This window comes from Aliiroseovarius sp. D2-2 (assembly GCF_055809455.1).
In genome coordinates, this window is sequence record NZ_CM147913.1 from 1,018,540 (window position 1) to 1,031,142 (window position 12,603).

Consider the following 12,603-nt stretch of genomic DNA (forward strand, 5'->3'; position numbering starts at 1 on the left):
TCGGGGCATGGTCCTGCGAAGTTTGAAGGGGACATGTGATGAGCGATGTCAGCTTGGCATTTTCGAAACTTGAAGATCGCGCCAATGCGATGGGGACCGGTGAACCCGCCGACCGTATATCTGTACGCGACCATGTAGTGGATGTCGAAATCGGTGCGTTTCAGGCCGAGCGTGGCGTCACGCAAAGGCTTAGCTTCAGTGTTGTGGTCGAAGTCGCGGATCATGGTGGGGCCGCGTCCGACGACGTTGATGACATTCTATCCTACGACACGATTACCGAAGCCATCATGGCCGAGCTTGAGGCTGAGCGGCTGAACCTTTTGGAAACATTAGCCGAGCGGATTGCGCGGCGACTTTTGCAATCTCCCCAGCCGCAGCGTGTGTTTGTTCGCATCGAAAAGCTGGATCGTGGGCCGGGTAAGCTGGGGGTCGAGATTGTTCGTGATCGCTCCGGCGCTTTTTCAAGCGTTGAGGCAGCGCAAGCTCCTCCCGCGACTGTTGTTTTTCTATCTTCGCAGGCCGTGATTGCCCCTGAGTTGAGCGCTTTTCTTGACAGTTTGGAACATGACGGGGTGCCAACCATTTTGTGTGTGGACGCCGGTAACCTATCGTCAAATACTGGCTGGGCAGCTCGCAATATTGCCCTGTTGAAGGTCGATCAGGCAGCTTGGCGGCTTGCGCAGGCGCATGAACGTGCGGTGCCAGTTGGCACAAGAACAGAACTGGACTGGGGGCTTAAAAACAACCAGTTGAGCGTTTGGGCCCCATCGAAGATGGTGTTGGATGCAACCGATGCACCCAAGACAACTGACCCAGTCGATCTGGTTTTGTGGTTCGCAAAAGAGGTAGAGGCCAGCCAGATCCTGTGGGTGGGTTGTGACGCACCAGATGAAGCCGAAATCGCCTCGACCATTGTTAAGCTAGAGGAGTTGGCATGACACAGCGCGCGCAGCCTATTGCCCGGACGGGTCGTCCACATTCTGGTCCCGCCCTTTGTGGAAGCGACAACCTTTGGTTTGATCAGGTTCTGCAGCGTCAGCGTGGTGGTGAAACGCATACTGTTCCCCTTGCCGAAGTTGATCAGTCAACTGTTGCGCGCCTGAGCGACCCGCGTCCCACGCTTTGCGGGATGACGTTGGACCAGCCCCGATTGATGGGCATTCTGAATGTCACCCCCGACAGTTTTTCGGATGGAGGAGAGCTCGATACGCTCGAAGCTGCCGTGACACGCGCGCGTGAAATGGCTGGAGATACAGACATCTTGGATGTGGGGGGGAAAGCACACGACCCGGCGCAGACGAAGTGGACATAGAAGAAGAAATTCGCCGAACAGCCCCGGTGATCGAAGCGATCCGGGCCGCTGGCGTGACCACGCCGATTTCAATCGACACCCGCAAAGCCCGTGTGGCTGAAGCGGCCTTGGATGCTGGCGCGGACATTGTGAATGATGTATCCGCGTTTTCCTTCGATCCTGAACTGGCGGATCTTGTGGCTGAGCGCGACGTGCCTGTTTGCTTGATGCATTCGCAAGGCAGGCCGGGCACCATGCAGGACAACCCCCGATATGACGACGTTCTGTTTGATGTCATGGATTATCTAGAGGAACGTATCAGCTTTGCTGAAGCAAAAGGTATTCGCCGCGAGCGGATCATAACCGATCCCGGCATTGGGTTTGGTAAGACTTTGGAACACAATGTGACTTTGCTACGTAATCTGGCACTGTTACATGATCTTGGGCTTCCAGTATTGCTTGGTGTGTCGCGGAAGCGGTTCATTGGTACGATTGGGCAGGCTGACGTGGCCCGCGATCGGGTGGCGGGATCTGTCGCCGTAGCGATGCACGGAATTGCACAGGGCATGCAGATTTTGCGGGTCCATGATACATTTGAAACTCGGCAGGCACTGCGCCTTCACGCTGCCATGACCGAGAAGAAATAAAAAAGTAAGAGGTAGGCAGCATGGTCGAAAAACTATTCGGAACCGATGGGGTTCGCGGGCTTGCAAATTCGTGGCCCATGACCGCCGAGATGGCTTTGAAGCTTGGTGCTGCCGCAGGACGCCACTTCCGTCGTGATCATTCTAACGTGCACCGCGTGGTGATTGGTAAGGACACGCGCTTGTCCGGTTACATGTTGGAGAACGCGCTGACCGCAGGCCTGACTTCGACAGGCATGAACGTATTGCTTTTGGGGCCGGTGCCAACACCAGCGGTTGGTCGCATGACACTTTCAATGCGGGCCGACCTTGGGATCATGATTTCCGCGTCGCACAACCCGTTCCACGACAATGGCATCAAGTTTTTTGGCCCGGATGGATTCAAGCTGTCAGATGAAGACGAAGCCGAGATTGAACGATTGGTTCATGAAGGTGTTGATCCGGTGCAACCTCAGAACATCGGCCGCGCCAAACGGATCGAAGAGGCCCGTCAACGGTACACAGAATATCTGAAGACCACCTTCCCGAAGAACAAGCGCCTAAGCGGTATTAAAGTTGTCATTGATTGTGCCAATGGCGCAGCCTACCGCGCTGCACCTGATGCGTTGTGGGAACTTGGGGCCGATATCATCCCGGTGGGCGTTTCGCCTGATGGGACGAATATCAACAAGGGCTGTGGGTCGACCGATACTGCTTTGGCCGCGCGCACCGTGGTTGAGACTGGTGCCGATCTTGGCATCTGTCTGGATGGTGATGCTGATCGCATCATGATTATCGACGAAAAAGGGCAGGTGGCAGATGGCGATCAAATCATGGCGCTGTTCGCCTCGCATTGGGCATCTGAAGACCGTCTGAAGGGCGGCAAACTGGTTGCAACTGTTATGTCAAACCTTGGTCTTGAGCGGCACATGGCTGGGCAAGGTCTGGAACTGTTGCGCACAAAGGTCGGTGACCGCCACGTCGTCGAAGCAATGCGCGCTGGCGGATATAATCTGGGCGGTGAACAGTCCGGCCATATCGTGATGAGCGACTATGCCACCACGGGTGACGGCCTGCTTGCGGGGCTTCAGTTTTTGGCATGCATGATGGAGACGGGTAAGCCTGCGTCTGAATTGTGCCAAGTCTTCGAGACTGTGCCACAGCTTTTGAAAAATGTGCGTTATACACTGGGACAAACGCCGCTGGAAACAGATCGGGTTAAGGCTGCAATTTCGGATGCCGAAGTTAAACTGAATGGCAAAGGTCGATTGCTGATCCGTAAATCCGGCACCGAGCCCCTTATCCGTGTGATGGCAGAATGCGAAGACGACACGCTTCTTGTGAATGTCGTGGACGGAATCGTTGCGGAAGTCGAGGCGGCAACTGCTTAAGTGCCAAGCAGCATCTTGCGCAAACTGAACCACTGGCTGATGGCCAAGCCCGTCAGGATCAGCGCAAGGGCTGCGAAGAACCGCAGCGGCAAAGTCTCGGACAAGATCCACGCGCCAAAAACCATCGACCATGCAGGCACTTGGTAATTCACCAGCGTCATGAAGACCGAACCGGCGCTACGGATAATTGCCACCCGCAGCAGTGTTGCCAGAGCTGTGGGCAACAGCCCCAGCGCGACGATGGCCAGGCCGGACCTTGTTCCTTCCCAAGCGGGCCACCCTTCGGTGACAAGCATGATTGGCAGTAAGATGGCAGAGCCTACCACAAGTGTGAGTGTGGCCAAGACCACTGGGTCAATAGGAGGGCAGCGTCGGGTCAGGATCGATGCCACGGAATAGCAGAATGCCGCGCCAATGCAGGCCAATTGCGCCAGCGGCTCGTTGCCTTGTCCCAATTGAGCCAAACCCGGTCCGATCAAAACCAAAGCGCCACAGAACCCAAGCGTCACCCCGATGAATTTACGCGCGTTTAGTGGCTCGTCCGAGAAGAGGTGAGCCAGTGGAAGAACCATCAATGGGATGGCCGCCATAGACAGCCCCGCAAAGGCCGAGGGTACGTATTGTTGTCCCCAGCTTAATAAGACGAAGGGCAGCGCAGTAGAGAGTATCCCGATGATCGCAATGGACCACCATAGGGCTGCACTGAATCCCGGCATACTCTTCCCAGTAGCGCGCATCAGCACCCATAACGCCAGCGCGCCCAGCGTCGTGCGTGCCGTGGCAACGGTAACGGGTCCGTAGCCTTCCAAGGCGATCGCGACGACCATGAATGTACCGCCCCAGATAAGGCCAAGTGTCACGACGCCGGCCCAGTCACGGGATGTGGGATTATCAGTCATTTGTGTTCTCAACGAAAAGGGGCGCCCGCAATCGGACGCCCCACTTGACCTGTCTGCGCGGCGAAAATCAACCCGCCGCGTTTTGGGTCTTAGTTCTTTTCTTTGTCGACCATTTTACCAGCCGAAATCCAAGGCATCATGTCGCGCAATTTCTTGCCGACAACCTCGATCTCATGCTCGTCATTGGCACGACGCGACGCTTTGATGGTCGGCTGACCAACGGCGTTTTCCAGCATGAAGTCGCGAACGAATTTGCCCGACTGGATGTCGTTCAGAGATTCCTTCATGGCTTTCTTGGTGGCTTCGTACGGCAGGATGCGCGGGCCGGTGACGTACTGGCCGTATTCTGCAGTGTTCGAGATCGAGTAATCCATGTTCGCGATGCCGCCTTCATAGATCAGATCCACGATCAGCTTGGTCTCGTGCAGACACTCGAAGTAAGCCATTTCTGGTGCGTAGCCAGCTTCAACGAGGGTTTCAAAACCGCAACGGATCAGTTCAACGATACCACCACACAGAACGGCTTGTTCACCGAACAGGTCGGTTTCGCATTCTTCACGGAAGTTGGTTTCGATGACGCCGGAGCGACCGCCACCGATGGCCGAGCAGTAGCTCAGACCGATTTCCAGCGCTTTGCCGGTTGCGTCGGTGTTTACAGCTACAAGGCAGGGCACGCCGCCGCCTTTGACGTATTCGCCACGAACCGTGTGGCCGGGGCCTTTGGGGGCCATCATGATTACGTCGACGCCTTCTTTGGGCTCGATCAGACCAAAGTGAACGTTTAGGCCGTGGGCGAATGCAATTGCTGCGCCCGGCTTGATGTTGTCGTGGACGTATTTCTTATAGGTTTCAGCCTGCAGTTCGTCGGGCATGGTGAACATGATCACGTCGCACCAAGCCGCAGCTTCGGCGATGCCCATGACTTCCAGACCTTCAGCGGCGGCTTTCTTGGCCGAAGCCGAACCTTCGCGCAGAGCGACGACAAGGTTCTTGGCACCCGAGTCACGCAGGTTCAGCGCGTGGGCGTGACCTTGCGAGCCATAGCCCAAGATGGCCACTTTTTTGTCTTTGATCAGGTTAATGTCGCAATCGCGATCGTAGTAAACGCGCATATCGGGCGCTCCCTTGCATTGGTTGTTCTCTGAGGTCGCATCATAGGCAGGTTATGTGTGGTTTCGAGTGGGAAATGGACGGGATGGCACGAAAAGATGGTGATTACTATTCGTCAGATGATGTGATAGTGAATAAATCATGCTTGACGATCTTGATAGACGCATACTCAGACAGATGCAGGCCGATCAGACAATGGCGGGCGCGGATTTGGCAGATCGTGTGGGGCTGTCCGTTGCCCGGCTGACGCGACGCGTTGATCGGTTGCGCGATCAAAATATTCTGCGCGGTCCCCGTGCAGTGATCAACTGGCGCGCAATGGGATACGAGGTTGAGGTAAGCTTGCGGGTGACGCTCGATAAGACCCAGCCCCGCGCCTTTGACGACTTTATCGAGGCAGCTCGCGAAATTCCTGAGGTGATCGAAATCCAAACCTTTGTCGGGCGTGTTGACGTGCGCCTTTCGGTCATCGCGCGCGATATGGCCCATTATCAGGCGATCTATCGCGACCAAATCCTATCTCTGCCGCATATCGCAGACATTGAAGCTTTGATGCATGTGGCCCGGATTAAATCTGATGAAAGCCTGCCGCTATGATCGACTTGGATGATACAGATTTCGCCCTGCTGCGACTGTTGTCCAAGGACGCCACGTGGTCAGCAGGCGCATTAGGACGTGAGGTTGGATTAAGCCAACCGGCCACGTGGCGCCGCATCAAACGCTTGACGGATCAAGGCTTGATCGCGGGACGGCGGCTGGATCTGGATCGCGAAGCGCTGGGCTTTGGTGTGACCGTCTTTCTTGGCGTAAAGCTCGCCACCAAAGGGGGGGTGAGCCTTGAAGACTTTGAACGCGCTGTGTCTGCCATTCCCGAAGTGCAGACAGTCGAGCATGTGTTGGGGCTTTATGATTACCGCCTGCGCGTGGTGGCCCGCGACATCGCGGATTTCGAACGCGTTTTGCGCCGTCGGATCATGACCATGCCCGGCGTGGGTGACGTCGAAGCCAATGTGCTTTTATCAGAAGAACAACGCCCCGGACCTATTTGACCTCTTCCCTGCGCTGGGAAATTGGGCCACGTTATCTTGGCACAGCGAAGGAGACCCCCATGTCCGCACTTTTGCCCGATATCGATCCCGATGGCATGCTTGAGTTCTCGGTCGTATTCACCGACCGATCCCTGAACCACATGTCGACAGCCTTTCAGGGCGTGATGAACGACATCTCGGCCACGTTGAAAGAGGTCTATAACGCGGACGCCGTCGCCGTGGTTCCCGGTGGGGGCACCTATGCAATGGAGGCTGTGGCTCGTCAGTTTGCGACTGACAAAGATGTTTTGGTGATCCGCAACGGGTTCTTTTCCTTCCGCTGGAGCCAGATCTTCGAGATGGGATCGATCCCGGCAGCTGAATCGGTTCAGAAAGCGCGGCGTGTTGGGAATGCGCCAGATGCGCCATTTGCCCCAGCACCGATTGACGAGGTTGTAACGCTTATCCACCGTGACCGACCTGACGTCGTGTTCGCACCGCATGTGGAAACGGCAAGCGGGATGATCTTGCCGGATGACTATCTAAAGGCAGTGGCTGACGCCATCCATTCGGTGGGTGGCATTTTTGTACTGGATTGCATCGCGTCTGGCTGTGCGTGGGTCGATATGAAAGCGACCGGTGTGGATGTCTTGATCTCGGCCCCGCAAAAGGGGTGGTCTGCCCAACCTTCTGCCGGTCTGGTCATGATGAACGATACGGCGCGGGACATGGCGAAAACCGCCACCTCGACCTCGTTCGCGGTGGATTTGGGCAAATGGCTTTCGATCATGGAGGCCTATGAAAGCGGCGGGCATGCTTATCATGCAACTATGCCTACCGACGCCCTGCGCGCTTTCCGCGATACGATGCTGGAAACCAAAACCTATGGGTTCGACAAGCTGCGTGATGCGCAGTGGGAGCAGGGCAGTCGCGTCCGGGCACTGCTGGTCGAAAACGGGGTTAAATCAGTGGCGGCGGAGGGGTTTGAAGCACCGGGAGTCGTGGTGTCTTACACAGCTGATCCCGACATCAAGGCTGGCAAAGCCTTTGCTGCCGAAGGGGTTCAGATTGCTGCTGGTGTGCCGCTGATGTGTGACGAAGGCGAGGAGTATTCATCCTTCCGCCTTGGCCTTTTTGGGCTCGACAAACTTTATGATGTGGACGCCAGCGTGGCGCGTCTGGAAGCGGTTTTGACCAAGGTTCTTTAGGAAAAGCGCGCGGGACCGATCCCGCGCCTTTATCCAATCCAGCCTTAACCCTTGCCGCCAGCCATCAAAATCAACAGCAAATAGATCACCGGCACAGCCGCCAAGGCCACAAGGCCAACGCCGGTGATGCCTTTGACAAGAAAGCCAAGCGCCAATGCGGCGACGATGCCGCCCATGATCATGAAGGCGATCTTTTCAGCGCGTGCTTCTTTTGCTTTGTCTTCGGGGGACAGTTCGGTTGCCATGATGTTTCTCCTGTTCACGTTCAGAAAAGCATATCTTGCATCTGTTCGGGAAAAAGAATGCGACAATCGTGTCATGTGGCGGCGTGCCGCAGGTGTCCTAACTTGGGCCAAGCCCCGCGCGCATCACGCGTTTGCGCATCGGGGCGACGTCATGCACCGCCTTTAACCCCAGCAAGCGCACAGTTTGCATCACACCATCGCCCGAGCGCGTGACTCGATTGAACAAATCAATCGCACGCGCACGCCGTGCAATATCGGTTGCCCGCGCGGCGTCATAGGCCTTCATCATGCGTGGATCGCCCAAGCCGTCTGGGTCGGCTTCTGCCAGTTCCAGAAGGGCGATGACGTCATTCAGCGACGTGTTCAATCCCTGTGCCCCAATCGGGGGCAGTGCATGGGCGGCTTCGGCAACGACCGCGACGCGCCCTGACGTCAATTGATCTGCTGTCTGAGTGATGATTGGCCAAATGGATCGGTGGCCTTGAAGCTGCATACGGCCCAGCAAGCCCGTAGAGCGGTGGAACATCACATCTTCAAATGCGTCAACGTCCATATCCATAAGCTCGACTGCCCGTGGCCCTTTGTTCATCCAAACGATGGCCGAGGCATGTTTTCCGTCCATGTCGGGCAGTGGTACGATGGTGAAGGGGCCGCCCTGATTATAGATCTCGGATGAAATGTTGTCGTGTGGCAACTCGTGCGTGACAGTGAATGCCAGTGATTTCTGTCCGTATCGCGTGGTCGAAACGGTGATCCCGGCGGCCTCGCGAAGAGGGGAAAACTTGCCGTCTGCCGCGATCCCCATGCGGGCGCGTACACGGTCGCCATTGGTCAGCGTCACGATGATTTCATCGGTTCGTTGCACGATGGATCGAAAGCCGGTCCCATAAAGGGGTGTGATCAAGGGTTGTTCTTGAAGATAGGTCCAAATCTCGCGCCGAACGACCCAATTCATCAGGTTCCAGCCAAAGGGCTCGTCGCCCATATCATCGGATCTGAATATCCGCCGATCGCGGATTTCAGGCGGCCATGCGGTCGTATCTATGACTTCAAGCTGGTCCAGCGGATTGGCATGGGTTTGCAAATGTGGCCACAGGCCAATGCGGTCAAACAACTGGCGGGCAGGCAGCAGAAAAGCCGTTGATCTTAGGTCAGATTTCTCGTCATCCGCAGTGGTGACAGGGACAAATGGATCCGCCATGAGCACGCTGAATCCTGCGGCGGCAAACGCTGCGGCAGTGACCTGACCCGCAATCCCACCACCAGAGATAAAGATGTCAGCACGATGTTCGGTCATGGTTCCCCCTTGGGATCAGTGTGTATGATCCGGGTTTTCAGAATTGCCCAACCGGTTAAGAAACGCGGTCAGGTCGTCAGTGTGATGATGGATGTGCTCTGCCGGTTCAGGTTCGGGTGCGACATGCACGGTTTTCATGCCAAGCGCATGCGGGACGGCCAGATTGCGCGGGTCGTCTTCGAACATGGCCGCAGCATCGGGTTTTACGCCATCGCGGGCAAATACCACCTCGAACGCGGCGCGGTCGGGCTTGGGATGAAAATCGGCGTGCTCCACCCCATAGACCGCATCGAACAACCCAGACAGGCCACGCGCGGACAGAACCTGCTCTGCGTAAGGGGCGGTGCCATTGGTGTAGACGATTTTTCGCCCTGGTAGGTTCGATATCTGGCTTGCAAGTGCAGGGTCAGGTTCAAGCGCATCAAACGAGATGTCATGCACATCATGAAGATACGGGGCAGGATCCACGCCATGTACGCGCATCAACCCTGCAAGTGTAGTGCCATGATCGCGCCAGTATTCTTGTCGCAGGCGGTCCGCCTCACTCCGGTCCACACCAAGTTCCTGCATGACCCAATTTGTCATGCGCACTTCGATCTGGTCAAACAGCCGAACCCGAGGCGGGTAGAGCGTGTTGTCCAGGTCAAAGACCCAGTGACTGACATGTGAAAACAGATCTGCAACCATGTTCGGACGCTACCCTGACCGGGAAGCGGGCGAAAGGTCTGAAATGCGGAAATCAGGCACTGCGACGACGCGACACGCGGTTGGTGTTTGCCATGTTCATGGTGTCGTGTTTATCTGTGCGGATCGACATGGGCCGGGAAGGACTGAATTGTGGCTGAAGGAAAACAAGGGCAGCGCGACGCGTATGAAATGATCCTTGATGCAATTGATACAGGGACCTACAAGCCCGGCGATCGTTTGGTCGAGAACGAACTGGCCGAGCGGTTTGGAGTCTCTCGCACCCCGATCCGTGAAGCGCTTCAAAGGCTGGAAACCCAATCCCTTCTGACGCGTGACGGTCGTAGCCTGATTGTGGCCTCGCTGGATCACAATCAACTGGCCGAGCTTTATGTTGTGCGGTCTGAACTGGAAGGGTTGGCTGCATCCTTGGCGGCCCAACATGCAGCGCCAGAGGAAATCCGGGTTCTGCGTGAAATGGTGGAAGAAGACCGACAACTTTTGGACAATCCGTCCGCCTTGGCACGCGCAAATCGTCGGTTCCATAAGCAGCTGCATCTGGCGTCGCACAATCGCTATCTGGTGCAACAATTGGATCTTGTGCATCGTTCAATGGCGCTGTTGGCCACGACCTCATTAGCTGCTGAAGGGCGTAGCGAGGATGCGATTGCAGAACATGACGCCATCGTCACTGCGATTGAAGCACGCGATCAGGATGCAGCGCGTAACGCATTGCGAAGCCACATTTCGCTGGCGTTTGAAACACGTATCAAACTGGATTCGGCTCTAACGGATTGATCTCCGATGCCTCGGGCGGTGTCGCGGGGTCCTGATCGAATTTGCCGTGCTGGGTTTTGTCCCAGTAAAACGGCTTTGTCATAATCTCGAGAAATCCCTTCATCGCGGCCAGCGATGCCAGTGGATAGTAAAAGTGCAGCGTCGGAACCCAAAAGCGCAACCAGCGGTGTTTGGGATTGCTGACCGCCTGCACCCCGACCGTGATGGTCAAAAGCTCGGCCGCCATGAAGACCGTACCAAGGACCACCAATAGGTTGTTCGGTGCGACCCCGCGCAATGGATGCGGCAGCCCCAGCGGGAACGCCCAAAAGGTCCAAAGGATCGGTGCAAGCAGGAATTGCGAAAGCGCGCCCAGAAACAGGATTTGGAACCCTGCAAATTTCCACCAGCCCAGTTCTTTACGAAGCTGTCGCGGGTTTCGCATATGTACGCCATAGGTCATGGCGTAGCCTTTGATCCAGCGCGACCGCTGCTTAATCCATGGCCAGACGCGACAATTTGCTTCTTCTTCAGTCACGGTGTCGATCAATTCGGTCCTGTACCCACGACGCGCTAGGCGGATGCCCAAATCCGCATCCTCGGTCACGTTATGCGCGTCCCAGCCGCCCAGTTCTTCAAGCGCAGTGCGACGGAAAAACAATGTGGTGCCGCCCAATGGAATGGCGAACCCCATGCGTTCGACACCCGGCAAGACCAATCCCCACCATGTTGCATATTCGACAGTGAAACAACGACTGAGCCAATTGGTTCGGGCATTGTAGAAATCCAGCTTTCCCTGCAAACACGCGACTTCTGGACCCCGCTCTGAAAAGCGCCGCACAATTTTGTGAATCTGATCTGGGTCGGGGGCGTCTTCGGCGTCGTAAACCCCGATGATAGACCCACGACAGAAATCCAGTGCGAAGTTCATTGCGCGCGGCTTGGTTTTAACGACGCCGCGTGGGACCACAATCTGCCGCATCCAGCGCGGAAGATCTGATCGTGCCAGAGTGTTTTGCGTTAGCGTGTCGTCTTCTTCGACGACAAGGCAGATATCCAACAACTCGCGAGGATAAGACAGGCGTTCGAGCCGCTTGACCAATCGTCCTGCGATCTCGCGTTCTTTGTACAGGGGCACAAGGATTGAGACCGTTGGAAGCTTCAGGAACCCTTGCGGGGATCGAGCCGAGATGAATTCGGCGGGGGTACTGTGTCGGCCGCGGAAAAATTGCCAGGCGGCAATTGCCTTTAGGGATGAGTTTAGGATCAGGGTCAGAACGGCCCAACCGACCAGAACGGCAAAGCCAGCGTAGCTTGAAACCACAAAAACCGCTGTGATTGCCAGAACCAAGGCAAGACTGAAGCGCAAGACGGCGGTTTGTCTCCAGGTGCGGCAACTTTCAGAGGCTGCGACCCGGCTTTCAGCGCGCTGGGCTAGGCTGCGGTGGCGCAGGTCTACAAGCGTTTTCTGTATGTCTTCTTCTGGTGCGATCGCCAGATAACATTTCCCCCATGATGGCGGAAATTGTTTGGAAAGTTTCTTGAACTGATCAGGGCGCGAACAGATCACAATTGTTGCCGCGCCAGCCCGTTTCCACGGGACGATACCATTGCGGATGCAGAATTCAGCCCCAACCTGATCGATCAGACGTACATCGGGCTTGTGCGATGTAAGATCAGCGATGTCACATTCGTATTGGTGTGCCAGTCCCGCATAAAGATCGGCTTTGCGCACCCAGCCATTGGCCGACAGGATATCCCCGAACCGTGCATCTTCGCGTGCCATAAGGGCGACGGCCATTGCCAAATGTTCGGGCGACAGCGCGCCCATCTCGACCAACACTTGCCCCAAGGGCTTGCGGCCAGTGTCTTGGGGATGGGCAAAACCGGGGGATGCCGCGCGGGTGGCGGTGGTTCCGAAGGCGATGACTTTGTCGGTTCCTGTCTGAACCGAAAGCGCATCTTTGGTTTGGACGATACGAAGATCTTGGGATGGCATTTTATGCTCGTTGGACTGTCAGACCAGACGAGCATGATGGTTAAATGGTTA

12 protein-coding genes and 1 pseudogene are annotated in these 12,603 nt (G+C 56.2%); 7 read left to right on the forward strand and 6 right to left on the reverse strand.

The features are described 5' to 3' along the window. The first annotated feature begins 38 nt into the window (after positions 1-38). The 3 genes and pseudogenes from AC0L6A_RS05010 (at position 39) to glmM (ending at position 3,305) form a co-directional block, all read left to right on the forward strand. Positions 39-938, forward strand: a complete 900-nt coding sequence (locus AC0L6A_RS05010; protein WP_473292593.1) for a dihydroneopterin aldolase — start codon at positions 39-41, stop codon at positions 936-938. Further along, positions 935-1,938, forward strand: a pseudogene (gene folP, locus AC0L6A_RS05015) (dihydropteroate synthase). The gene AC0L6A_RS05010 and the pseudogene folP overlap by 4 nt, the downstream one beginning before the upstream one ends. A gap of 20 nt (positions 1,939-1,958) precedes the next feature. Continuing rightward, a complete protein-coding gene (gene glmM / locus AC0L6A_RS05020; RefSeq protein ID WP_473292594.1) occupies positions 1,959-3,305 on the forward strand; it encodes a phosphoglucosamine mutase in 1,347 nt (448 codons plus the stop codon). Here glmM and AC0L6A_RS05025 read toward each other — a convergent pair. Continuing rightward, positions 3,302-4,204, reverse strand: a complete 903-nt coding sequence (locus AC0L6A_RS05025; RefSeq protein WP_473292596.1) for a DMT family transporter — start codon at positions 4,202-4,204, stop codon at positions 3,302-3,304. The genes glmM and AC0L6A_RS05025 overlap by 4 nt on opposite strands. A gap of 89 nt (positions 4,205-4,293) precedes the next feature. Beyond that, positions 4,294-5,316 (reverse strand): ketol-acid reductoisomerase, encoded by a 1,023-nt coding sequence (gene ilvC / locus AC0L6A_RS05030; protein ID WP_473292598.1) that lies wholly within the window; start codon positions 5,314-5,316, stop codon positions 4,294-4,296. Positions 5,317-5,455: 139 nt separating this feature from the next. Here ilvC and AC0L6A_RS05035 point away from each other — a divergent pair, with 139 nt between their 5' ends. From AC0L6A_RS05035 to AC0L6A_RS05045, 3 genes are read left to right on the forward strand one after another with little or no spacing between them, the layout of a single operon-like run. Beyond that, complete coding sequence (locus AC0L6A_RS05035; protein WP_473292599.1) at positions 5,456-5,911, forward strand: Lrp/AsnC family transcriptional regulator; 456 nt, start codon at positions 5,456-5,458, stop codon at positions 5,909-5,911. Further along, positions 5,908-6,363 (forward strand): Lrp/AsnC family transcriptional regulator, encoded by a 456-nt coding sequence (locus AC0L6A_RS05040; protein WP_473292601.1) that lies wholly within the window; start codon positions 5,908-5,910, stop codon positions 6,361-6,363. The genes AC0L6A_RS05035 and AC0L6A_RS05040 overlap by 4 nt, the downstream gene beginning before the upstream one ends. Before the next feature lie 59 nt (positions 6,364-6,422). After that, on the forward strand, positions 6,423-7,550 hold the full coding sequence (locus AC0L6A_RS05045; RefSeq protein ID WP_473292603.1) for an aminotransferase class V-fold PLP-dependent enzyme: 1,128 nt from the start codon (positions 6,423-6,425) through the stop codon (positions 7,548-7,550). A gap of 44 nt (positions 7,551-7,594) precedes the next feature. Here the strand turns inward: AC0L6A_RS05045 and AC0L6A_RS05050 are convergent, their stop codons facing one another. The 3 genes from AC0L6A_RS05050 to AC0L6A_RS05060 form a co-directional block, all read right to left on the reverse strand. Next, positions 7,595-7,795, reverse strand: a complete 201-nt coding sequence (locus AC0L6A_RS05050; protein ID WP_473292605.1) for a hypothetical protein — start codon at positions 7,793-7,795, stop codon at positions 7,595-7,597. 97 nt (positions 7,796-7,892) lie between these two features. Beyond that, positions 7,893-9,092 carry an FAD-dependent monooxygenase gene (locus tag AC0L6A_RS05055; RefSeq protein WP_473292607.1) on the reverse strand — a complete coding sequence of 400 codons (1,200 nt, stop codon included), beginning with the start codon at positions 9,090-9,092 and terminating at the stop codon, positions 7,893-7,895. Positions 9,093-9,107: 15 nt separating this feature from the next. Beyond that, positions 9,108-9,779, reverse strand: coding sequence for a pyrimidine 5'-nucleotidase (locus AC0L6A_RS05060; RefSeq protein WP_473292609.1), 672 nt, complete (start codon positions 9,777-9,779; stop codon positions 9,108-9,110). Between the two features lie 150 nt (positions 9,780-9,929). Here AC0L6A_RS05060 and AC0L6A_RS05065 point away from each other — a divergent pair, with 150 nt between their 5' ends. After that, complete coding sequence (locus tag AC0L6A_RS05065) at positions 9,930-10,574, forward strand: GntR family transcriptional regulator (RefSeq protein ID WP_473292610.1); 645 nt, start codon at positions 9,930-9,932, stop codon at positions 10,572-10,574. On the opposite strand, the gene AC0L6A_RS05070 is transcribed toward AC0L6A_RS05065, so the two are convergent. Next, on the reverse strand, positions 10,546-12,552 hold the full coding sequence (locus tag AC0L6A_RS05070; RefSeq protein ID WP_473292612.1) for a glycosyltransferase family 2 protein: 2,007 nt from the start codon (positions 12,550-12,552) through the stop codon (positions 10,546-10,548). The genes AC0L6A_RS05065 and AC0L6A_RS05070 overlap by 29 nt on opposite strands. Positions 12,553-12,603: the final 51 nt, after the last annotated feature.